Annotated in this window: 27 protein-coding genes; 13 read left to right on the top strand and 14 right to left on the bottom strand. The window is 42.6% G+C overall.

What is annotated here, in order from left to right; translation table 11 throughout:
• Positions 1 to 57: 57 nt before the first annotated feature.
• Both ACWATR_RS07695 and ACWATR_RS07690 read left to right on the top strand, forming a co-directional pair.
• Positions 58 to 351 carry an NAD(P) transhydrogenase subunit alpha part 2 gene (locus tag ACWATR_RS07695; protein WP_069071329.1) on the top strand — a complete coding sequence of 98 codons (294 nt, stop codon included), beginning with the start codon at positions 58 to 60 and terminating at the stop codon, positions 349 to 351.
• A complete protein-coding gene (locus ACWATR_RS07690; protein WP_460331074.1) occupies positions 348 to 1754 on the top strand; it encodes an NAD(P)(+) transhydrogenase (Re/Si-specific) subunit beta in 1407 nt (468 codons plus the stop codon). Before ACWATR_RS07695 ends, ACWATR_RS07690 begins: the two co-directional genes overlap by 4 nt.
• Before the next feature lie 618 nt (positions 1755 to 2372).
• Here the strand turns inward: ACWATR_RS07690 and ACWATR_RS07685 are convergent.
• The 7 genes from ACWATR_RS07685 to ndhC all read right to left on the bottom strand — a co-directional run bounded on the left by ACWATR_RS07685 (position 2373) and on the right by ndhC (position 6296).
• Complete coding sequence (locus ACWATR_RS07685; RefSeq protein ID WP_460331071.1) at positions 2373 to 3101, bottom strand: nuclear transport factor 2 family protein; 729 nt, start codon at positions 3099 to 3101, stop codon at positions 2373 to 2375.
• 133 nt (positions 3102 to 3234) lie between these two features.
• Positions 3235 to 3378, bottom strand: a complete 144-nt coding sequence (locus ACWATR_RS07680) for a hypothetical protein (protein ID WP_460331068.1) — start codon at positions 3376 to 3378, stop codon at positions 3235 to 3237.
• 24 nt (positions 3379 to 3402) lie between these two features.
• A complete protein-coding gene (locus ACWATR_RS07675; RefSeq protein ID WP_460331066.1) occupies positions 3403 to 3852 on the bottom strand; it encodes a type II toxin-antitoxin system VapC family toxin in 450 nt (149 codons plus the stop codon).
• Entirely contained in the window at positions 3849 to 4127 is a 279-nt protein-coding gene (locus ACWATR_RS07670) for a hypothetical protein (RefSeq protein ID WP_460331063.1), read from the bottom strand. Before ACWATR_RS07670 ends, ACWATR_RS07675 begins: the two co-directional genes overlap by 4 nt.
• A gap of 555 nt (positions 4128 to 4682) precedes the next feature.
• Positions 4683 to 5213: an NAD(P)H-quinone oxidoreductase subunit J gene (locus ACWATR_RS07665; RefSeq protein ID WP_460331061.1), complete on the bottom strand. Its 531-nt coding sequence runs from the start codon at positions 5211 to 5213 to the stop codon at positions 4683 to 4685.
• Positions 5206 to 5943, bottom strand: a complete 738-nt coding sequence (gene ndhK / locus ACWATR_RS07660) for a photosynthetic/respiratory NAD(P)H-quinone oxidoreductase subunit K (protein WP_181930966.1) — start codon at positions 5941 to 5943, stop codon at positions 5206 to 5208. Before ndhK ends, ACWATR_RS07665 begins: the two co-directional genes overlap by 8 nt.
• A complete protein-coding gene (gene ndhC, locus ACWATR_RS07655) occupies positions 5934 to 6296 on the bottom strand; it encodes a photosynthetic/respiratory NAD(P)H-quinone oxidoreductase subunit C (RefSeq protein WP_012411797.1) in 363 nt (120 codons plus the stop codon). Before ndhC ends, ndhK begins: the two co-directional genes overlap by 10 nt.
• Before the next feature lie 324 nt (positions 6297 to 6620).
• Here ndhC and ACWATR_RS07650 point away from each other — a divergent pair, with 324 nt between their 5' ends.
• From ACWATR_RS07650 to ACWATR_RS07625, 6 genes are all read left to right on the top strand, one after another.
• Positions 6621 to 6956: a rubredoxin gene (locus tag ACWATR_RS07650; RefSeq protein WP_069071324.1), complete on the top strand. Its 336-nt coding sequence runs from the start codon at positions 6621 to 6623 to the stop codon at positions 6954 to 6956.
• A 141-nt stretch (positions 6957 to 7097) separates the two neighbouring features.
• Complete coding sequence (locus ACWATR_RS07645; protein ID WP_460331056.1) at positions 7098 to 8117, top strand: photosynthesis system II assembly factor Ycf48; 1020 nt, start codon at positions 7098 to 7100, stop codon at positions 8115 to 8117.
• A gap of 193 nt (positions 8118 to 8310) precedes the next feature.
• Positions 8311 to 8559: a cytochrome b559 subunit alpha gene (gene psbE, locus ACWATR_RS07640; protein WP_104908256.1), complete on the top strand. Its 249-nt coding sequence runs from the start codon at positions 8311 to 8313 to the stop codon at positions 8557 to 8559.
• Positions 8560 to 8568: 9 nt separating this feature from the next.
• Positions 8569 to 8706: a cytochrome b559 subunit beta gene (psbF, locus tag ACWATR_RS07635; RefSeq protein WP_015115279.1), complete on the top strand. Its 138-nt coding sequence runs from the start codon at positions 8569 to 8571 to the stop codon at positions 8704 to 8706.
• Positions 8707 to 8714: 8 nt separating this feature from the next.
• Positions 8715 to 8837, top strand: a complete 123-nt coding sequence (locus tag ACWATR_RS07630) for a photosystem II reaction center protein L (protein ID WP_094332364.1) — start codon at positions 8715 to 8717, stop codon at positions 8835 to 8837.
• A gap of 70 nt (positions 8838 to 8907) precedes the next feature.
• Complete coding sequence (locus ACWATR_RS07625) at positions 8908 to 9027, top strand: photosystem II reaction center protein J (RefSeq protein ID WP_012411803.1); 120 nt, start codon at positions 8908 to 8910, stop codon at positions 9025 to 9027.
• A gap of 185 nt (positions 9028 to 9212) precedes the next feature.
• On the opposite strand, the gene ACWATR_RS07620 is transcribed toward ACWATR_RS07625, so the two are convergent.
• Positions 9213 to 9323 (bottom strand): photosystem I reaction center subunit VIII, encoded by a 111-nt coding sequence (locus ACWATR_RS07620; RefSeq protein ID WP_193950956.1) that lies wholly within the window; start codon positions 9321 to 9323, stop codon positions 9213 to 9215.
• A gap of 269 nt (positions 9324 to 9592) precedes the next feature.
• A complete protein-coding gene (locus tag ACWATR_RS07615; RefSeq protein WP_460331048.1) occupies positions 9593 to 12628 on the bottom strand; it encodes a hypothetical protein in 3036 nt (1011 codons plus the stop codon).
• Between the two features lie 596 nt (positions 12629 to 13224).
• Between ACWATR_RS07615 and ACWATR_RS07610 the strand changes: the two genes are divergently transcribed.
• Both ACWATR_RS07610 and ACWATR_RS07605 read left to right on the top strand, forming a co-directional pair.
• Positions 13225 to 13422, top strand: a complete 198-nt coding sequence (locus tag ACWATR_RS07610) for a hypothetical protein (RefSeq protein WP_181930961.1) — start codon at positions 13225 to 13227, stop codon at positions 13420 to 13422.
• Positions 13423 to 13503: 81 nt separating this feature from the next.
• Entirely contained in the window at positions 13504 to 13980 is a 477-nt protein-coding gene (locus ACWATR_RS07605; protein ID WP_460331046.1) for a Tic20 family protein, read from the top strand.
• 3 nt (positions 13981 to 13983) lie between these two features.
• Here ACWATR_RS07605 and ACWATR_RS07600 read toward each other — a convergent pair whose 3' ends face one another.
• Both ACWATR_RS07600 and ACWATR_RS07595 read right to left on the bottom strand, forming a co-directional pair.
• Positions 13984 to 14757, bottom strand: a complete 774-nt coding sequence (locus ACWATR_RS07600) for a fumarylacetoacetate hydrolase family protein (protein WP_460331043.1) — start codon at positions 14755 to 14757, stop codon at positions 13984 to 13986.
• Positions 14758 to 14826: 69 nt separating this feature from the next.
• On the bottom strand, positions 14827 to 14970 hold the full coding sequence (locus ACWATR_RS07595; protein ID WP_460331040.1) for a hypothetical protein: 144 nt from the start codon (positions 14968 to 14970) through the stop codon (positions 14827 to 14829).
• A 175-nt stretch (positions 14971 to 15145) separates the two neighbouring features.
• Here ACWATR_RS07595 and rpsF point away from each other — a divergent pair, with 175 nt between their 5' ends.
• The gene (gene rpsF, locus ACWATR_RS07590) at positions 15146 to 15496 is read left to right on the top strand and encodes a 30S ribosomal protein S6 (protein WP_069072911.1); all 351 of its coding nucleotides are present in this window, start codon (positions 15146 to 15148) and stop codon (positions 15494 to 15496) included.
• Positions 15497 to 15723: 227 nt separating this feature from the next.
• Entirely contained in the window at positions 15724 to 16284 is a 561-nt protein-coding gene (locus ACWATR_RS07585) for an Npun_F5560 family protein (protein WP_460331038.1), read from the top strand.
• A 348-nt stretch (positions 16285 to 16632) separates the two neighbouring features.
• On the opposite strand, the gene ACWATR_RS07580 is transcribed toward ACWATR_RS07585, so the two are convergent.
• Positions 16633 to 16986 carry an STAS domain-containing protein gene (locus ACWATR_RS07580; RefSeq protein ID WP_435027380.1) on the bottom strand — a complete coding sequence of 118 codons (354 nt, stop codon included), beginning with the start codon at positions 16984 to 16986 and terminating at the stop codon, positions 16633 to 16635.
• A 487-nt stretch (positions 16987 to 17473) separates the two neighbouring features.
• On the opposite strand from ACWATR_RS07580, the gene ACWATR_RS07575 reads away from it, so the two are divergent.
• The gene (locus ACWATR_RS07575) at positions 17474 to 18103 is read left to right on the top strand and encodes a DedA family protein (RefSeq protein ID WP_069072908.1); all 630 of its coding nucleotides are present in this window, start codon (positions 17474 to 17476) and stop codon (positions 18101 to 18103) included.
• Between the two features lie 62 nt (positions 18104 to 18165).
• On the opposite strand, the gene ACWATR_RS07570 is transcribed toward ACWATR_RS07575, so the two are convergent.
• Complete coding sequence (locus ACWATR_RS07570; RefSeq protein ID WP_460331035.1) at positions 18166 to 19368, bottom strand: argininosuccinate synthase; 1203 nt, start codon at positions 19366 to 19368, stop codon at positions 18166 to 18168.
• A gap of 309 nt (positions 19369 to 19677) precedes the next feature.
• Positions 19678 to 20193, bottom strand: coding sequence for a PEP-CTERM sorting domain-containing protein (locus tag ACWATR_RS07565; RefSeq protein ID WP_460331033.1), 516 nt, complete (start codon positions 20191 to 20193; stop codon positions 19678 to 19680).
• Positions 20194 to 20221 lie beyond the last annotated feature (28 nt).

Here is a 20221-nt window from a genome sequence, read left to right as displayed (position 1 = left end):
TGCCCAATGCCCAATGCCCAATGCCCAATGCCCATTTACACAAGGAGTTTTGATTTCATGACAGAGGCATTACTTGCTGCTTTGTTTGTATTTGTTTTGGCATCTTTTATCGGCTTTGAAGTCATCAACAAAATACCACCGACTCTACACACGCCTTTGATGTCAGGCTCAAACGCGATTTCCGGGATTGCGGTACTTGGAGCAATAGTTGCTGCTGGTGCAAAAGACACAAGTGTGTCTGTAATTCTCGGTTTGATTGCTGTAATCCTGGCAACAATCAACGTTGTGGGTGGTTTTTTAGTGACAGACAGAATGTTGCAAATGTTCAAGAAGAAGGAGATTAAGGCGTGAGCGACTTTTTACCAACTGGCATTCAGCTGACGTACTTAGTCGCTGCATCTTTATTCATTCTGGGCTTGAAAAAGCTGGGATCACCTGCTACAGCGAGAAACGGTAATATTGTAGCGGCTGTGGGAATGCTGCTGGCGATCGCAGCAACAATGCTGGATCAGCATGTGTTGAACTACGAGATGATATTGTTGGGCTTGGCGATTGGATCGGGAATTGGTGCGATCGTTGCCTACAAAGTTCAAATGACCGAAATGCCCCAAATGGTGGGTTTACTCAACGGTTTGGGCGGTGCGGCTTCGGCATTAGTAGCCGTTGCGGAATTCTGGCGGTTATTGGATAGTTCTCAGACAATACCCCTAGATGTGAACATTTCCATGCTATTGGACGTGTTAATTGGTGGTGTTACCTTCACAGGTAGTTTTCTCGCCTTTGCCAAATTACAAGGTTTAATTAGCGGTTCCCCAATTACATTTCCATTCCAGCAACCATTTAACCTCTTGCTTCTGGGTGCTTATATAGTAGGTAGTGCCTATTTAATCATCACACCAGATAGCTTACCCATATTCTTGGGAGTGGTTGGCGTTTCATTAGTGCTGGGCGTGATGTTCGTCATCCCCATTGGTGGCGGCGATATGCCAGTAGTAATCTCCCTGTTGAACTCCTTGTCAGGTGTGGCGGCGGCGGCGGCTGGGTTCGTGGTGATGAACAATATGTTAATCATCGCTGGTGCTTTGGTAGGAGCATCTGGCTTAATCCTTACCGAGATTATGTGTAAGGCGATGAACCGCTCCTTATTTAGTGTGCTGTTCAGCGCTTTTGGTACAGGTTCTAGTTCTGGTGGTGGTGCTGCTAGTGGTGGTGCAACCGATCAAAGCGTCCGCAGCATCGATCCTGAAGAAGGGGCGATGATGCTGGGTTATGCCCGTTCTGTGGTAATTGTGCCCGGTTATGGTATGGCGGTTGCCCAAGCGCAACATAGCGTCCGGGAATTGTCAGATCAGTTAGAAAAAATGGGCGTTGATGTCAAGTATGCCATTCACCCCGTTGCTGGAAGAATGCCGGGGCACATGAATGTGTTGCTGGCGGAGGCAAATGTGCCTTATACCCAGTTGTACGACATGGATGATATTAACCCCCAGTTCGATCAAGCGGATGTGGCTTTAGTAATTGGGGCAAATGATGTGGTAAATCCGGCGGCGCGGAGTGATACAAGTAGCCCGATTTATGGTATGCCGATTTTGGAAGTAGATCGGGCGAAGCAGACGATTGTGATTAAGCGCGGGATGAGTACGGGTTTTGCCGGTGTAGATAATGAGTTGTTCTACAAGGATAAAACGACGATGCTTTTTGGTAGTGCTAAGGATATGGTGGCGAAGTTAGTTTCGGAAGTGAAGCAACTTTAAACGAACCGCCAAGACGCAGAGAGCGCGGAGTAAAGAATTTAAAGAGCTAGCTTGCCTTGGGGGTGTGATGCTTCTGGGGCAAGTTTTTTTGGTAAATAGCCTCATGTAAAGGCGCAAAGAATAAAAAATTGAAAATTACTTTACAACAATTCAAAATATTGAACAAAGAAAAAAGTAAGTTAAGGATAAAAAGAGAGTCAGGGTTACAAGCGATTTGATTGGATGATTGAGTCTCGGAACCTCAAATTTATTTATGGGCTTGATGATGCTTCAAACCTTGTTAACTTCCTACTCCCTACCTGAACAGTTACGTCTGGATATAGTTTCTCTTGAATACTAATTACGCAGGATAAGCGAATCTAATTTTGTATCTCTTGATACAGATAAAAAGCCTAAAACTCTATCTAAATATCAATTTTTCATTTAAAATAGGACAATTTGTCGTAAATAATTGAAAAAACATATATCAAATAGCTTTTTGTGTTTTTTAATCACATGAAGACAAAAATGTCAATCCCACTCCTTGGCTTAGTGTAGTAATTTGGAACTGATTTGTGCTTTGGGTGAACCCCAAAACCATCATGTCAATAGGGTTTGAGATGCGCTAACCCTGACTAATTATGGAGTTATTATGCTATCTCCACATTTATAACCAATACCATTCATGCAATTGAACATATTCCTTTGCATTTCCCCATTTCTTATCATCTGGTTCAATAACATTTGTTCTTGTTCAATAAGTAATTGTCGTTGTTCAGGAGTTAATTTCTGTCGGTTTCCTTGAGAGCTTTGTTGTTGTCCCACAGCGACATTTTGGTTTAAAACGTGAGTGCTGATTACTTTCCATCCACTCGAAGTTCGTTTCCAAATATCTTGATATTGACTTACAGCTGAGACAGGTACAGGAACTTGAGGATTCTTCGGGTTTGAAATAATTGCGCTTGAATATCCAATACCGATTACTGTTGCAGTTTGCCCATTGATTTGGATTTGTTTAATCTCATCGTGTACGTTAATTTGGCGTATAGTCTGAAAATACTGCTGCGTATCTTGGCGTGATTGCTCCAGATTCAGTAACTTTCCGTTCTGCCTGATTAAGGTATATTCAGGCGCATAGTAAGCATATACTTGATTAACATCCTTACGCTCCACAGCTGTCTTAAGAGCACGGTATGCTTCTATGATTGCTTGCTTGTCCCCTTGCTCATCAGCATAAACAACACTACTAGTTGCAAGCGTTACAGTTAGCAGAGTCGTAAAAGCGACAATGGGATATTTCATAAAGAATTTTTCATCTAGGTAGTAAACCAACAGAATTATAGCAATAAACTCTGTTAGTGATTGCATCTACATAAATACCTTCTAATATTCTATACCTCTTTCTAAGGAGACTTTTATCCTTCTTTTGAATTTTCTCACGAATGATTTAGGATCGCTATATTACTAAGTACTAGTGAAATTATGACGTTTAAAGTGTGCGTTAGCGAAGCTTACCGCAGGTATCACCTTCAAAACTAAACCACGCGATCGCTCCCCTTCTTCCTCTGTGTCCTCTGCGCCTAGAAAGGTTCGTTAAAAAAGCGTAGGTGAAACCCGCCGAAGGCATCGCCTGTAAAATCTTCACCGTGCGATCGCTCTGGCAATATAATTAAGACTGCGATGTAACACTGCGTGGATCAACAACTACAATTTCAGAAAAACGTTTAAAGTCATCAATATTAAATGTAAGTAGATGTGTAATCCGGTGTGTTATCATCGCTGCAACTAAACGTGTATCATGCACCTTCTTTCCCATAACTTGGTATTTAACAATTAGAGATTCCCACTCACCAAAAGTCGTAGGTGTATCAAGGTGTAGTATAAATATCTTCTTAAGTTTATCAGTTTCTTCTACTGCTTGAGCCGTGGATAAACCTAAACCATTACTATTAATTGGTCTTGTAGCAACAGCCCAAAACTCAATGATATTCTGTGGAATTATATATAATAATTCCCTTTGTCTCTTGAGCATCAATATCGCTCTTTGAGTATCAAAGTGCATTGGGCTATTCTTCTGCACCAAACGCAGCAAAATATTAGTATCCACCAAATAGCTCATAACATTTCATCTTCTCTGGTGTAAATACTCTCTCGACTAATCGCTGCATCTGAAAGTGCTGGCGCTAAAGAAAAAGCAGGACTATTTATTAAATCTGTTAATATAGCTTCCCATTCTTCCTGATTTGATACTTCATAAAAAAAACTTTCTTCATGGCTGGTTAAACTGTTTTCAATCAGAGATGCAAGATAAACTTCTACCGATAAACCTTGTGCAGCAGCTTCAGCAATGAGACGAGCTTCTATTTCTGGTTTCAATTGTAGCTGTATAGTCATTTGTTGCCTCCTAATTAACTGAGTTGTAGAAGTCTTTATCAGGATAATGACAAAAGTATTCTCCCTCTAACTCTGAGAATATATCTAATTCACTACTAGGTGCATAATCTGCAACAACTGTCATTGCGGTTAGTGTGAATTGGCATTTTTGCTCATCTTTAAGTGAGTGGTGAGTGTTTTTCTTGAATAACCAATTGCAGGGCTGATTCAGCTATTTTCAGGCGATCGCTTATGCTCAGGTTGGGAGTGCTTGAAGAATTTCTTTAGTTTCCATATTAGTTAATATAGTAATCCGCTTTGATTTCTGAACTAATTTGCGTAGGCAGGCAATAGGTAATAGGCAATAGTCAACAGTCAAGAAGGCTTCTTAGTTGTACTGAGTTTTTTCAGAAATCAAATATGAGTCCTATAGTCAATGAATTACAGCAAATATTGCCAACCAACTGTTATATAAGACACCAAAAACATAACCCCTCTCCGCGACCGGAAAGGGGTTAATGACTGCCGAAACTATATTGTACAGACGCGATTCATCGCGTCTCTATTCAGCACTATTTAATAAGCATCCTGCAACTCGTAGAAATCAGGCGAGATATAATCCTTCCGCAAAGGCCAACCTACCCAATCTTCCGGCATCAAAATCCGCTTGAGATTTGGGTGTCCTTCGTAGATAATGCCGTACATATCGTAAGACTCGCGCTCTTGCCAATCTGCGGTTTTCCAAATCCAGTACACAGAAGGCACTACGGGGTTTTCCCGTGGTAAGAACACTTTAACTCGGACTTCTTCGGGGCGATCGCTATTATCACCGACTTTAATCAAGTGATACATACTCACCAATTCTTGTCCTGGGCCAAGGTCAATACCACCTTGACACTGGAGATAATTAAACCCATAAGCATAAAGGGCTGTAGCGGTGGGAAGCAAGAAATCTGCCGGCACCTTAATTATCTCTACACCATTCTTATCTGGTGCTAAAAACTCATGGTCAAAACCATTTTCTGTCAACCACTGGGAAACTTTACCCGCTTGTACCAATGCCTCTTCTTTCGCTGCTGGTACTGGTTTAGATTCTTCTTCAGCCACGGGTTTGTTCCTCCTTTTGCGCCTTTTCTGTCAGCAGTGCAGGTGGTATTGGCATACCAATCGCTTCCGCCAATTCCTTCGGTGGTGCATAGCGAGTGTCTGACTGCAAATACTTACCAGTTAAGATTTCTTCTACTGGCTTCAAATTATGAGTCGTGCTGTAATAGCGGTGAGTTTGCTTAATTTTATCCCGCTCTTGCATCGATTCATTGGAGATTTTCTTTCGCAGCTTAATGATTGCGTCAATAATTGCTTCGGGACGGGGAGGACAACCAGGTAAGTACACATCCACAGGAATCAGTTTATCGACTCCGCGCACTGCCGTAGGGGAATCAACGCTGAACATCCCGCCAGTAATTGTGCAAGCTCCCATCGCAATTACATACTTCGGCTCTGGCATTTGTTCGTAAAGACGCACCAGTTGGGGAGCCATCTTCATCGTAATAGTCCCTGCCGTAATAATTAAATCGGCTTGGCGGGGGCTAGAACGGGGAATTAGTCCAAAACGGTCAAAGTCAAATCGGGAACCAATTAAAGCTGCAAACTCAATAAAGCAGCAAGCAGTACCAAATAACAACGGCCACAAACTAGAAAGCCGCGCCCAGTCGTAAAGATCGTCAACCGTCGTCAAAATGACGTTTTCTGAAAGGTCTTGAGTGACATTGGTACGCTCAATGGGGTTGATGATTCGTTCTTTACCCTGGGTTGTTAAGTTAGAATTCAAGACCATTCCAAAGCTCCTTTACGCCATGCGTAAACTAAAGCGACTACAAGAATTGCAATAAAGACTAGCGCTTCAATAAAAGCCAATAGCCCCAAACGGTGGAAAGCTACCGCCCAAGGATACAAGAAAACAGTCTCCACATCAAAGACGACGAAGACCAGAGCAAACATGTAGTAGCGGATGTTGAATTGAATCCAGGCTCCCCCGATGGGTTCCATCCCAGATTCATAAGTGGTGCGACGTTCTGGAGCGTAACCACTGGGTCGTAGGAGCTTGGAAGCTGAGAGCGCTAAGGCAGGTACTAGGCTACAGATGATGAAGAAGCCTAGAAGGTACTCGTAACCGCTGAGGACAAACACAATGAGTATCTACCGCTTATGGAGTATTTTAAGTAGTGAGTTTTGAGTGCTGAGTGCTGAGTGTTGAGTTTTGAGTGCTGAGTGCTGAGTAGGGAATCTCACTTCTTTACTCAGAACTTTCGGAACTCGGAACTGTTTTACCCAACGCCCAATCCCTTAACTGCGTAACTTTCTTTTACATTATATCTGTTTGGTTTTTCTGAAATCTGGGAAACAGACGGACTTCAAGTATTTGATTCGCTTTTGCTAGTGATAGAAAAGTCTAACAATTATGTCATAATTTTTAACGTATATTTAAGATTTCTTCTCTGCGAGGCCTTAGCCATGAGCGAACCAGCTGTTGAGACTCCGGTGTTAGACCGCTACGAGTGTCGCGCCTGCGGTTATGTTTACGAACCTGAGAAGGGAGATGACAAGCATGATATTCCTTCAGGGACACTCTTTGCAGAACTGCCCATAAATTGGCGCTGTCCAGTTTGTTCTGCTAAAAAGACCGCTTTTGCCAACATCGGCCCTGCCGGTACTGCATCCGGCTTTAAAGAAAATCTCGGTTATGGTTTGGGTGTTAACAACCTAACGCCAACCCAAAAGAATATCCTAATTTTTGGTGCTTTGGCTCTTGGCTTCTTGTTTTTTATCAGTCTTTACGGCTTACAATGACAGCCTTTAAACAATTCCAAATAACGTTCTCTTCCAGAGGCTTTACACTGCGCTAACAAAATTCAAAATGAAAAAGCCAGGACTTTAAAGCATCCTGGCTGCCAACTCCTACAAAAATTTAGAAATAACTAAGAAATACTGATGCATTCAATTGTGAAAGGTTGGCAACGAATATTTGCCTTGTTAATAGTAGTCGTGATGTGCATAGGGTGTAGCCAAGTTCCCTCTGTTAGCTACAACCCTTGGAAAGTCATTTCTGTGCCAACAGACTCGAATTTATTGGATATTGCTTTTACTGATAACCTTGAGCATGGCTATTTAGTCGGTAGCAATGCCACCCTATTGGAAACCAATGACGGTGGTAATACCTGGAAACCAATAACACTGCAACTGGATGAGCAAAAGTATCGCTTTGACTCAGTAAGTTTTGCAGGCAAAGAAGGCTGGATTGCCGGAGAGCCTGGACTGTTATTACACACGACCGATGAAGGTGCTTCTTGGTCGCGTATCCCCCTGAGCGAAAAGCTACCAGGTAGTCCGATCGCAGTTAAGGCGCTAGCAGACAATACAGCTGAAATGGCTACTGATGTGGGAGCCATATATAAGACCACAGACGGCGGCAAAAACTGGAAAGCCCAAGTGGAATCAGCAGTGGGTGTGGTGCGTAACTTGGAACGTTCTCCTGATGGTAAATATATTGCGGTTTCTGCTAAGGGTAGTTTCTACTCGACTTGGGAACCAGGGCAAGATGCTTGGGTTCCCCATAACCGCAATAGTTCTCGGCGTTTAGAAAACATGGGTTTTACGGAGAATGGGCAATTGTGGTTACTAGCTAGAGGAGGTCAAGTTCAGTTTAGTGACCCAACTAAACCTGAAGAATGGCAAGAGGCAAAATATCCAGAGTTATCCACCAGTTGGGGTTTACTGGATTTGGCATATCGTACACCCGATGAAATTTGGGTAGGTGGCGGTAGCGGTAATTTACTACGCAGTGGCGACGGTGGCAAAACCTGGGAAAAAGACCGTGACATAGAAGAAGTTGCGGCTAATTTGTACAAGATTGTGTTCTTAGAGCCAGAGCGTGGATTTATAATTGGCGATCGCGGCGTTTTGCTCAAATATCTCCCAAATCCTGAAACAACTTCCCCAGAAGCAGCTTAGTGAGGCAGAGGAGCAGAGGAGCAGGGGAGTAGAGGCAGGGGAAGAAGCAACTATTGATTATTGACCAATGCCCCATGCCCCATGCCCCATTCCCAACGTACAATTTCTGAGAAGAACGTTGCAACTTGTAACTCTTTCTTAACTTTGTAGGATAATAAACTCTATAACATTCTTTGTGGAGGTAGGGATCTAAATGTCAGGTACCACTGGAGAACGTCCATTTTCAGACATCATTACCAGCGTTCGTTACTGGGTAATTCACAGCATCACCATCCCAGCATTGTTTATTGCTGGTTGGCTATTTGTGCAAACTGGACTGGCTTATGATGCCTTTGGCACACCTCGTCCCAACGAGTATTTCACACCAGCGCGGCAAGAAGTGCCCATTGTGAAGAACCGTTTTGAAGCTAAAAAACAAGTTGAAGAATTTATTGGAAAGTAGTTTGAGATCATGACTAGCGGAAACAACATCAATCAACCAGTTACCTATCCAATTTTTACCGTTAGATGGCTGGCAGTACACACTTTAGGTGTACCAACTGTATTCTTTTTGGGCGCGATCGCCGCAATGCAATTTATTCAACGTTAGGAGCAATTATGGCAGAAAGATCGCCTAATCCCAATAATCAGCCGGTTGAACTAAACCGGACTTCGCTATACCTGGGACTACTACTAGTTTTCGTTCTGGGGATTCTGTTTTCCAGTTACTTCTTTAACTAATTGGAACTACTGTTGTTAATCTTTGTTTATTGAACGTGTGTTGATTTGTTGTTAAGGGAGGAGAGAAGCTGTGTCTGGAAGTGGGAGAATTCCCCTGTGGGTCGTCGCTACGATCGCAGGTTTAGGTATAATTACAGTCTTGGGCATTTTCTTTTATGGTGCCTACGCCGGACTCGGTTCTTCGATTTAACATTAGTTAGTTTGAACCGAATACTATAAGTTAGAATTTTCTAGCATTTGTTGAGAAATCAACGTTAAAAAAACCGCCTGTCTCTATGAGATAGGCGGTATTAATTTTGGTCAATAGTCATTTGTCCTTTATCCTTTGTCATTTGTTTCTTGCAAATGACTAATGACTAATGACTATTGACTACATCAGCTGATATCGTCGCTTTCAATGTATAAAAATAGAAACGCGAAGGTTACAGCTGGTAAAACCCAACCAATGATGGGAACGAAGATAGAAGGCAAAAAGGAAGCTGCCATAGTAAAAGTTCCTGTTAAATAACACTACAATTCAAAATGAGCTTACTGCAAATCCTGCCAGATTTTTGAAATTCTAAAGATTTTTAACACAGCCCAGGTTGAGAGAGGGGAAGTGGGGGAGCAGGGGAGCAGGGGAGCAGGGGAGCAGAGGAGAGTTCTTGTATAAGTTCTTTCCCCTCTGCCCCTCTGCCCCTCTGCTCCCCTGCCTCTTATACCCCATACCCAATGCCCAATGCCCAATGCCCAATGCCCAATGCCCAATACCTAAGTTACATACCCAGGAGTTCATCTAGCTGCAAGTTTGGCAAGTCTGGAGGAATTACAGTTCTCAATATTGTGACTTTGTGACTCTCTTGCTGGGTTGTCAGATCAAGTGCGATCGCTTCCAAGCGAATTTCCAAACAGCCAAAGGGAATGTTTAATTGCGTCATCACTTCCAAGGCTCCCGATGCATTAGGTAGCAAATTTGTCAATAAATGAGGCCCATCTAGTAACCAGCGAGTTTGATAATCTTCAAGCCATAACTTGACAACAACTTGCGGAGGTACTTCAGGCAGTACTACGCGTACTAGCAAAGACTTGCCAGCGATTAGTTCGCCTTCTGGCACATGCAACTGTGGAATTGGCAAAGGCTTATTAGTTGCTGCAATCATAGGTAAGGAAGGGGATAAATCTAATAGTGCTTGCTCCTTTTCTTCAAAGAGGTAACTCCTGGTTGCATCGGCTTCTAGTTCACTATATGTATCATCTACAACTATTTCTTGCGCCAACCAAGCTGACGCTATATTTACTTTTATCGGAGGAGGGGGGGGCGGTAGTTGTGTTACCAGAGCCGATGAGAGTGTTGCTTCTTCTAATACTTTTTCTAGTTCCGTATTTACTCCTGTCCCCTCCGCTTCCTCTGCTGTGTCTACATCTTCCCCAAATTTACTCAGTTCGTTAGCCAACCCTTGGTCTTCTTCCCATGTTTCCTGTTCGTGCCGTGTCTGAGTCAGGATAAGTTCTGAGTGACCCCAATCTTCGCTCAGATTATTCTCCGTGTTGGTATCTAGATTTAACGACAAGTTGATATCAAGATTCGTAGTTTCTGCACTAAGAGAAACGGGTGTCTGCTGCGCTGAAACATAGTTATCGTAATCTTGAAGTTGCAGATTATTGATGGATTCAGGCAAAGAGTATCCTTGGCTCTGCATCCACTTCCTGAGTAAAGGAGATGAGTAAAGATTGCCTGTTGTAATGAATTGTGCATTTTGCTGGGCTTCTACTTCAGCAACGGATTCTTCCTGAAATTGTGTATTTGGTTGGGCTTCGACTTCAGCAACAAATTCTTCCTGGAATTGTTTATTTTGCTGGGCTTCGACTTCAGCAACAAATTCTTCCTGGAATTGTGCATCACCTACTATTAATTCAGGTGTATTTTCATCTTCAGCTACAATTGCGTCCAACTGCGGGAAGTCTTCAGCCGCCTGAACTTCCAAGGCATCTGCGGGGACATTGTTTTTTACTTCTTCTTCTGCATCATTTGGCAAAGCTTGTAGCCGTTTCAAGTATGGCAAAGCAGTGTCGAGTATTGGCATTCGACGTTGCCTGATGACCAACTGCTCCAAGTTAATGGCAGCTATAGTAGTATCCTTGTCTAGAAGCTCCTCCTGTATAGGGGGTTCTGCAACAACATCTGTGGGAGAGTTGGCATCGGTTTGAATAGGAGGCAGTTTCGGCAATTGAGGTGAAGTGCCTGAAGTCTTTAACTTAGATGTTGTCCGCAGGGTGGCTTCTCGCAGAACTTGCAGATTTATTTGCGGTGGTAGGGGTGTGCTTGAGGATGGATTAAGTATCTGTTGCTGGTCTGTTTTTGGAATTTTGACCAGATTGAATAGTTTCAAATCGAGCTTAACAGGTGTCTCTGGTTCTGTGAAAGCAGCAGATGAGTCTGATGGTGTTATGGGGTCATTTAAGGGTGTACTAGGTTTTGCTGCGGCTGTGATTGCCAGTAGTTCCGTTACATCTGCCGTAATGGTGAAGGACTGACTAGCTAACTGGATAACTTCACCAGCATGGGCGAATTTACCATACAAACTAATATCTGCCAAAATTAACTTGGATTTACAGTCAGCAGGAATATCAATTGAGGTATTGATAGTGAAGGGTAATTCCTGATCTGGCAAGGATCGCCGTACCTGGGTCAAGATTTTCGACTCTAGCGGCGATCGCAGTTCAATTCCTAGTTCAATTGACCGCAGGCTTTCTGGGGATAATGTTTCTGCCTGATCTAGATTTGTCTTTTCTTTGAGTTCTATTTGTCCATTGATTGTAAGAGCGTGTCCCCAACGAGCAATGTAAGTATCCTGATCTAAAGTTAGCTGTAATGGTGGCGGTGGTTGTGTTGCTAGAGAATCTGTAACCTTATCATCTTGGGGCAGCAGTTCAGAGGTGGGTAAAGCTAAATCTATTAAATTTTGTAAAATCTGCTCTGCCGTCTCACCTTTGAGCCACACAGGACTCACAGGCTCATTGATAACTATATCTTCATCTTCTTCCGTTTCATCTGACAGAACAGTGGTAGAGGGATTGCTGTGTGTAGTAATTGCCAGTTCTGTAGAAACAGCGATCGCTTCATCAAACGTAATTGCGGTTTCTGCTGGGGCAGTGTATTCTAACTTTTCTTCATCAGGGAGAACAGTAATAGTGGGGTTGCTGTGTAATTCTGCGGGAACAGCGATCGCTTCATCGAATGTAATTGCGGTTTCTGCTGGGGCAGTGTATTCTAAGTTCTCTTCTGGGAGAACAGCGATAGTGGGGCTGCTGTATTTAGTAATTGCCAGTTCTGTGGAAACAGCGATCGCGTTATCAAATGTAATTGCGGGTTCTGCTGGGGCTGTGCATTCCAAGTTTTCAGAAACAGTATTTGGGTGAGCGAGTGAATTTGATTCTACATTCTTCCTCTGCTCCTCTTCCATCTGTGACAAGACTTGCAGTTGGACTCTGTATTGCCAAGATTTACCGAGCAGTTCCGACATCAAATCGCCGGAACAGCGCAACTCCCAAACTCCCGCCTGGAAGTAGGTAAAAGGAATTACCGCCATTAAGCCTTCTGAGTTAGTGCGACGCGATCGCTTGAAAATTCGCCGCGTTGGTTGAACTTCCTCAGTTGAAGAGTGAGTTACCCGAACTTCCACATCTGTATTAGGAAGGTTAGAACGAGCCAAAACTCTATACTGTCCTTCCAAAATTTCCAAATTTGGCGATTCTAGGATATGCCACGAGCGTGCGCCTTGTTTCTGTATCAGAAATTGCCAGTGTTCCATTGTAAGTGATGCCCAGACCGACGAGCCGCTGAGTAATATTGTGTATTAACTTGCTTGCAAGTTTACCTCAGTATTTTGGAAATGCCCCACTTAAATGGCTATCAAATTAACTCAGTTTTACTTACTTGACTTCTCTTGCTTTAACTAGCCACGTTAAGGTTACTTCAAGAGGTCGCCTTATTGCTTGTGCGTAAAGCTTTTGTTGTTTTCTGAATATTAAGTTTGACACTCTCCAGTGCTCAATTACCAGGGATACAAGAGATAGTATTAGCTATCTCTGCTCAACTTAGCGCCAATACTTTTGTATCATTTTTTACTAAATATTCAATTTACCATAGACACAACATACAATAAATTAAAATTCACTTGACAATTTTTATTAAATTGTGATTACCCACATTTTTGCTACAAAGAGGTAAGATGTGGCTCTTAAGTGTCTTCTGCGATCGCCCAGGCTGGGCGCAAAGCGCCATCATGAAGAGTGCTGAGTGGGTAAATCACAACACTTAACCCTAGATATATCTATGGGGTCAATCCAAAATCCAAAATCTAAAATCCAAAATTGTTTGACAATGAGGATTTATAGGAGGGATTCGATGCTAGTCATTTTAATGGACGATCAAATCCTTGCCCCTGAGCAAGTTTGCCAGTCTTGTTTACTCGCTGACGGGAGGGGTCAACCTCGTTGGCGTGAGGGTCAACTGCGCTGTGGTCAAGCCATTCACAAACTTACTCAACAGCAGCCAGACCAGTATGAGTGCATGATGGGCTTTCGTATCGCCCATATAGAATAGTTGAATTTATCAGCAAGACCAAGCAACTGCGTTATCCTAAGCTCAAGTAACTATTGAAATTTAACCACAGGAGAACGCATAATGTCTTGGCGCGGGTCTACAACAGTTTCAGATCGGATTTTTGCTTCCTTGCCTTATTTGCTTCCTCTAGTTGAAGTTTTTGTATTTGGTAGATATTTGCTCTCAGAATTTCCACCACTACAACTGCTGTTTCTGCCGCTCGTGCCATTGTTAAATATTTACTACGGCGTGCGTTATGCAGGAATGATTATTTTCTTTGCTTTATTTTTGCTGGTAGTGAGAAACGAAAAAATTAGTCACTTTATTCGTTTCAACACCATGCAAGCAATCCTTTTGGACATCATTATCTTTTTGTTTAGCATCCTTACTGATGTTGTGGGACTAGTTCCCGTTGGTGGTTTTGCAATCCAAACCCTATCCACAACAATTTTTATTGGCATAGTGGGAGCAGTTGTATATTCAGTCATCCAATCCGTAAGCGGACGTTATGCGGAAATCCCGGCGATTTCCGATGCAGTGTATATGCAAGTACGTTAGAAGTTAACGAGCCACTACGGTGTTTTCCAGGCGACCAATACCTTCAATTTCTACGCGGACGCGATCGCCTGGATGCAATGCGCTTACACCCTCTGGCGTACCTGTAAGCACCAAATCACCAGGTAGTAGCGTCATCACCTGACTGATATAGGAAACTAAAACATCGGGCGAAAACACCATCTGATCGATGCAGGCAGATTGGACTGGGTTAGCGTCATCATTCACAAAAGTCTGCAATCTCGCTCCAGGATTTAATTCTCGTACAATCCAAGGGCCCAAAGGACAGAAAGTATCAAAACCTTTGGCTCGCGTCCATTGACCATCCTTTTTTTGTAAATCCCGCGCTGTGACATCATTAGCGATGGTGTAGCCCCAAATTTTAGTTTGGGCTACCTCTGGTGTGCATTCAAAGGCGTAATCGCCAATCACTAGTGCTAACTCTCCTTCATAGTCAACTTTTTGTGATTGGGGAGGATACTTAATTTCCCTCTCAGATGGAATGATCGACGTGGGTGGCTTCAGAAAGATTAGTGGCTCAGAAGGTACTAAAGTTCCCATTTCGGCTGCATGTTCTGCATAATTCTTACCCACCGCCACAATTTTTGAGGGAGCGCAAGGAGCCAGAATTTGGTAATTTTCTGGTGTCAAAGTCAAATCAGTGGGTTGTCCTTGTAACCAGGGCGGAGCATCTAGCACCTGGACATTGAGGGATAGTTGGAGTATCCCATAATAAATCTGTCCTTCTTGATTTTGAATTCGCACATAGCGCTGCGCCATAACCTTGACGAATATCCTTTTATTTGATTTTTTGTTGCTGTGAGCGGGTAGCAATCCTCAGTTGGCTTTTTAGCGAACCGATTGAGCCTTGAGCATGAAAGCGATCGCGATCGCTATAGACGCCCATAGGGTAAAGATACCCATTGGCGAAGCTAATAACTTGATCAATCTTGCTAAAGAAATATCGGGGTTGCCTCCCGACCTAGTTTTCATTGGGGAAATCCAAAATAATCCAAACTCCGGCGATTTGGCTAATGATTCAAATTGAAAACTGGTAAGATTATAGTTCCTTGTTGCTTCAGATGTTGATTAATACTGGCATTTTTAATTAAAACCAGGTATAAATTAACATCAGCAGCCACTTTTGTCCATGAGGAAACTGAAAAATATGACTACAAGTTACGAAACAATGTACATTCTCCGTCCTGACCTGGGAGAAGAACAGGTAGAGCAAGCAATTACTAAATATCAGAATTTGCTTCGCGATCAAGGCGCTGAGGATATCCAAATTCAAAATCGTGGTAAGCGTCGTCTGGCTTATGAAATCAAAAAACACCGCGATGGTATCTATATCCAGTTAAACTACGGTGCGCCTGCAACTGCGATCGCCCCCTTTGAACGCGCCATGCGCTTGAGTGAAGAAGTGATTCGCTATTTGACCGTTAAGCAAGAAATCGCCGAAGAAAAACCTCCTAAAGAGGAAAAAGAAAAGCCAACTAAAGTAGCTGCAACAGTCTAGTCTAAGGCAGAGGAGCAGAGGAGCAGAGGAGCAGAGGAGCAGAGGAGCAGAGGGGAAATAACCAACGCCCAATGCCCAATGCCCAAATCCCATTCAATAAAATTTTGTCTTTTTCTTTTTTCGTGACTTGTTTGGGAATGCTAAATTAACAAATACTTGCCAAAGGTAGTACTCCCGCAGTTATACCTAAGAGTGGACAAGATTCTGAATGGGAGCTTTAAGCTACTGTGATCCAATCTGATACACCCAATATTCAAGTTCTCTCTACGGAAGTATCGCAGCTACGCCAAGAGTTGCAGCTTCGCGATCAATTAGTACAACAACTATCTCAAGAACTCTTCCGGCTGGTAAAAGGTAATACTAGTTTTATGCCCCAGCAGCCGGATCTTGAGCGTGATCTCACCCAGTTACACGCTTTACAAGAACAACTCCAGGCTGTAGAGCAGCAGGTGACGTTCTACCAAGAGCAAATTACAACTCGTGACTCCGAAATTTACCAATTGCGACAGTCAGTCCAAGAACTCACCGATCGCACTCGGATGTTGGAGCAAGTAGTACAAGAGTTACCTCAAATTTACCGCCGGAAGTTTGAGGAGCGGATGACGCCAGTGAGAGAAAAGGTAGCAATGCTACAACGGGAAAACCGCCAACTACAAGCAGAACTGCAAAGTGTGAGTTACCGTTTAGCTCTCAAAACTCGTAATGCTAGTCACAGTGGCATTGATTTACCAAATTTTCCTCGCCCAGCATCCGAACAAGCTAATATTTCAACTCCCCAGAATGCCTAAAATTAACATTATGGTGGAATCTTAAGAGGTAAGAAATTGGTGCGGCAAAGGATCTCTGACATTCGAGCCTTTCTTACCTCCTGCTTCCTTACACTAGCTACGTCGGATATATATTTAGCTCAAATTAACTTCTCCCACAGCTAAAAGCCAATGGGATTATTTATACCCAAAGCGGTGCAGGCTGATTTAAACAGCCTATACCAACTTGCCATTAAGTACTTGTGCTTACTTACTTTTCTAGAGAAAAAAGAAAATCAGCCTGCTAGCATCAGACTGTGATCTTTAGAAAATGTGAAAAAATGCAAATTTTGCTTGACTACGCTATCCTTCTATAGGTAGATTTATTATCTAACCTGCTAGCACCAGACTGTTATCTTTGACGGTAGTAAAAATATCTTCGTAAGCGTGAAAAATTTCAAACACTGTATCTAGTTGGGTAAGTTCCAAAATTAACCGTACAGGAGCTTGCACGTTGCATAGAACCAAGCGGCATCCACTCTGACGTGCAGCTTTTAAACCTTTAACTAAAGGCACTAATCCAGAACTGTCCATGAAGTTGACTTCTGCTAGGTCGATAACCCAGAGCTGATGAGCTTGAGGCACTACTTCAGCCATCTGTTCACTCAGAGCCTTGCCACCTTCCAAATCTATACTTCCTTGGGGTTTAAACAAAATCACTTGAAGTTCTTGTGTGAGAGCCATAAATTTAACAGGGTAATTGGAACACTTGACAGAAAATTGAAAAAAGACATCAATACGTCTTCTCTTTCAACGGCAAAATGACTGTTTTACCCAGATATTTGGGCAATTTCAGTCGTACAGTTGAGAGAGATTATTTCAGTATTCATGTCGTATAATTTGTGATAACTTTCATCAATATAGGCATAAGCGCCTAACAATTTCGGTATCAACCGTATCTTTTACAAGATTTTCACAATTTAAATGGATATTTATGAACTTTCTATAAATTTTTTATTTCCTTTGTAATAAATATTAACTTGTGGTAGTAAGTTTCAAAAAATTTATAGTTAATATTCAAGATTTAAGAGCTACCATAGACTAAAATCTATGGATTATTCAGTATTAAACTAATGACTTAATAACTCTATGTATTGGTTTGATTGACACCCCAGCCAAAAACAAGCAAAGATATAGTAAAAGTAAAAATTTGTAAAGACGGCGGTGCGGGATGTCTTTAGAGCTGATTTCACTAGAAAATATCCAGAAAGTCGCCCATAGTTACGGGTATTGGGCAATCTTTTTGGGAATTTTGCTAGAAAATTTAGGCATTCCCCTTCCTGGTGAAACCGTGACCTTAGTGGGCGGGTTTCTAGCTGGCAGCGATGAACTAAATTTCTGGCTGGTTCTCGGTGATGCAATCATGGGTGCTGTCATTGGTGGCACTTGTGGCTATTGGATTGGTAGGGTTAGCGGTTGGCCTTTCCTGGTAAAAGTTGGTAGCATTTTTCGGATTTCGGAAGTGCGATTACTAACTATTAAAGATCAATTTAGTCAAAATGCTGCTAAAGCGGTATTTTTTGGACGTTTTCTGGCATTATTACGAGTTTTTGCTGCACCACTAGCTGGTATAGCTGAAATGCCCTTTGGAAAATTCTTTTTATACAACTTTTTAGGAGCAGTTGCTTGGGCTAGTTTGATGGTGACATTAGCTTTCTTTGCTGGCAAAATTGTCTCTCTAGAACAATTGGTTGCTTGGGTGGGTCAATTTGCGATCGCAGCTTTACTGATCCTCACTGCTTTAATTGTTGTGCCCCTGTGGCTCGAATCTCGTCAAGTCAAGGGTGCAGCAGAAGAGTAAATAGTCGGAGTGGGGAGATGAGGGAGAAAATTTTTCCTTGTCTTCTCATCCCCCTTATCTTCCTAACCTCTAACTTGCTGTGACCAAATGCGAGTTGGTAGTCCCCAAACATAGATAAAGCCTTCAGCGGCTTTGTGGTCAAATCGGTCTTCGGCTCCGTAAGTTGCCAAATCGGGAGTATAGAGGGAATTATCGCTCGAACGCCCAACTATTGTAGAGTTGCCCTTGAACAACTTCATTCGCACAGTTCCAGAGACTCGCTCTTGTGTCTTTTGAATAAAGGCATCTAGTGCAACTTTTAACGGACTGTACCACAAACCGTTATAAACGATTTGGCTGTAAGTTTCTTCAATCCCACGCTTGTAATGGGTGACATCTGCCGTCAAAGTCAAGCTTTCTAAATCCCTATGTGCCTGAATTAGCACCAACATCGCGGGAGATTCGTAGATTTCCCGCGATTTAATACCTACCAGACGGTTTTCAATCATATCAATCCGGCCGATACCGTGATTTCCTACCACCTGATTGAGTTCTTCAATTAGTTCAACTGGCTTTTTAGCTATACCGTTGATGGTTGTGGGAATACCACGCTGGAAACCGATTTCGATGTACTCTGGCTGGTTGGGAGTATCAGCGATCGCTTTGGTCATTTCATAAATTTCTTCTGGTGGCTCAAATGAGGGATCTTCGAGACTACCCGCTTCAATGCTACGACCGAGCAAATTTTTATCAATACTATAAGGAGAAGATTTTTTGACTGGTGAAGGTATACCAAACTTCTCACCATAAGCGATCGTTTCCTCACGGCTCATTCCCCATTCTCTAGCTGGTGCGAGGATCTTTATGTTGGGGTTGAGCGCGGTTACAGAGACATCAAAACGAACCTGATCGTTACCTTTACCGGTGCAACCGTGAGCGATCGCATCAGCACCATATTTTTCAGCCGTTTCTACTAATATCTTAGCAATCAGTGGACGGGCAAGAGCGGTTCCGAGAGGATAACGATTTTCATAGAGGGCATTGGCTTGAATCGCTCCAAAGGCGTAATCTTTAACGAAGCTGTCTTTGACATCCGCCACAAGTGATTCACTTGCACCCGATTTCAGAGCTTTTTCTCGAACTGGCTCTAATTCATCTCCCTGACCTAAATCTGCTGCTAGGGTAATCACCTCTTCCACACCCCACTCCTGTTTGAGGTAAGGGATGCAAACAGAAGTATCCACTCCACCAGAATATGCCAGGACAACCTTTTTGGCGCGACCCATTAATTTCTCCACTTAGGACAACAAAGAATGAGTCATTATTATATCTAAACTAATCCATGTATATTTTATTCATGCAACTGAATCATAAAAATCCCGACTTCTTAGAAAAGTCGGGAATGTGAGCCTTGCTATTTTCATAAATTAAATAAGATTGCGATCGTTTCTAGATAAAACTTTTTTTTATCTGGCTTTGTATCAGTTTTCACTAGACTAAATAAATATTCAAAATCTACAGGGTGGGATTATCCACCCTGTTTTAGATAGATGCAAATCAATCACCTAACAGAAGTTGATTCTTGATAATCTGGTTTAAGCTTTTGTGCTTGATGGTTTAGAAGATACTGTCTTTTTACCCAAGAATAAACCCAACCCGAACACAGACAATCCAAGCATCAAACTTGGTTCTGGAACGCTTGTACTTTTGTAAGTAACGGTCTGAACACCTGCGTCAGTGGAATCATTCAAATTGATAAAACTTTCGCGGAAGACGTTAAAAGTGCCAGGTGTAAAATACAACCCTAACCCCGCTTCGTTCAAAATTGTTCCCGAAAAATCGGTGAAAACTGAGGCTAAAGGATCATCGGCTTCGGTGTATAACTGTCCACCAAAGGTAGCAGAAATCTTTAAACCTTCGGCGATCGTTACTTCTTGATCGTCTGCTGCTGCTGCTTGGTCAAACGAAAAACTGCCTATGAGAGTTTTATCGCCATTAGAAAAATTATAAGTTAGGGCTGCTGCTTGGGCGGGGATAGCCTCGCCTAACGAAAAAATCAAAGCAGTTCCTACTGTTGCAACTGCTAACTTTTTGAAGATGGAGTCAGTCATTTTTTTTCCTTGATCAAAGAACTGGAGC

The sequence above is a fragment of the Nostoc sp. UIC 10890 genome, assembly GCF_054786515.1.
The sequence above is the reverse complement of the archived record's forward strand: the minus strand, read 5'-3'. Positions and strand labels throughout refer to the sequence as shown.